This is a genomic window from Geobacter argillaceus (assembly GCF_007830735.1).
Taxonomy (GTDB): domain Bacteria; phylum Desulfobacterota; class Desulfuromonadia; order Geobacterales; family DSM-12255; genus Geomobilibacter; species Geomobilibacter argillaceus.
In genome coordinates, this window is record NZ_VLLN01000065.1 from 1 (window position 1) to 1,602 (window position 1,602).

The 1,602-nt window shown below is 45.2% G+C and carries 3 protein-coding genes; all 3 read left to right on the plus strand.

The window, feature by feature from the left end; all coding sequences use genetic code 11:
• Nucleotides 1-434 precede the first annotated feature (434 nt).
• Nucleotides 435-668 carry a hypothetical protein gene (locus tag JN12_RS20340; RefSeq protein WP_145026381.1) on the plus strand — a complete coding sequence of 78 codons (234 nt, stop codon included), beginning with the start codon at nt 435-437 and terminating at the stop codon, nt 666-668.
• Between the two features lie 215 nt (nt 669-883).
• Nucleotides 884-1,075: a hypothetical protein gene (locus JN12_RS20620; protein ID WP_170242112.1), complete on the plus strand. Its 192-nt coding sequence runs from the start codon at nt 884-886 to the stop codon at nt 1,073-1,075.
• Entirely contained in the window at nt 1,026-1,526 is a 501-nt protein-coding gene (locus tag JN12_RS20345; RefSeq protein WP_170242114.1) for a DUF4942 domain-containing protein, read from the plus strand. The genes JN12_RS20620 and JN12_RS20345 overlap by 50 nt, the downstream gene beginning before the upstream one ends.
• Nucleotides 1,527-1,602: the final 76 nt, after the last annotated feature.

The window sequence follows — 1,602 nt, forward strand, 5'->3', positions numbered from 1 at the left end:
GGGTGAGTTTTTGTTGCATAGCAAAATAGCTTAATTATCAAAGAACTTCAAATGGTTACAGCGGGCAAATTTCAAATTGCTGAATTTGCCGTCACAGAGTCAGGTACAAACCAAAGGTTAAGGCTGAAGCCCCAGAGACATCACCATCTGTAATTTATGTTAAACGTGATACTCCAGAAGCAGGTAAGTTTTCTGATGGCAATAAATCTAGTGGGTTAAAGCTAGGTAGGATCGTGGCAGGTGGTATCTGTGGTTTCATACTTGGGCTTACTTCCCGAAGTATGATCGGAATGATTATCACTACTATAGTGGGGGCTTTTGTAGGTACATTTGACCTCCCATTGGTTATATTTGCTGGGATTGTTGGCTTCATGATTGTCGTAACGGTTATCGTTATGAAGTTCATGCTTGGCATGTACTGATAAAGAGGACTGGTGAATATTATGGGTGCTCTATTGGGTGTAGCAGCTATTGGAATCATTCTCTTCGGATCTCTAGTAATACTCGGTCTTGCTGTTGGGTGGTTCGGCAATGAGCCATGGATAGGCAACAAGAGCCTGAAAGAGTTGGGCAAAGAAATTAAAGATGCTGGCGCTGAATATGACCGCATAGCCGAACTTAACAAACAAAAACGAGATGCCCAAAGGGAAGGAGATAAATACCACTAGACACGGTGAAGCATATAGCCTTAAGCGAAAAACACGCATAGAGAGGTGTAAGTACAGGTAGATAGAGGCTCATGGGGACTATTTGCAACCCCGGGGGTCACTTTCTAGGCACCCACAAAAAAACATTACACAAGGCCATGTCCATTAAGGATGTGGCTTTTTTTATTTCTTTCCAGGCTGGCCAGCCAAACAAACCACCGGAAAGGAGAAGCATCATGAACACATTCACCACAGACGTAGCAAAGAGAGAAACGCTTGCCGCCATGATCGGCACCTATCAGCAAGCCATCAAGAGTATTGAGGAAGCATATGCCATTCTCGAAACAGCACAGAAGTCATTACGAGCAGTATTCCTTGATGCTCCGGGTTACAGGTTCAGCACTACCTATCAGCACTACCGAGCGTAATTGCTCAGACGTTGGAAAGATCGCCAGTGACTCCATTAACTTCAAGCTCAAGAAAGATGCTTGGGCCGTAATAGTTGAACGTATGGAACTGCGCCGGTTGCTGTACATCAGAAGAAGGACTGAGCTTGATAGTCAGATTGAAAAGGGTGAGCTACCTGATTTAACAGATGAAAATGTCGTGGCTTTGTTCGAGACTTCTGCTGCGAATGTTAACACATACATGGAAGAAGCCATCAAAGAGGTATTCGACTATCTACGGCCACGTAGCAGCAGATTCAAGACCAACACAGAGTATGAGCTTGGTAAGAGGGTCATATTGACATGGCAGGTAGAAAAGGGGTGGAACCGTGGCAAGTTCAGAGTTAACCACCATAGGGATAAACACCTTACTGCTCTTGATAATGTATTCCACATGATTGACGGTAAGGGACCACCTGAATCCGTGACGTGAATTGCTCAATCTGCTGGTTTGGGGGCCAGTGGGAGGGGCCTGGCGGATCGGCTCCTTGAATCCCAAGAAATCGGCT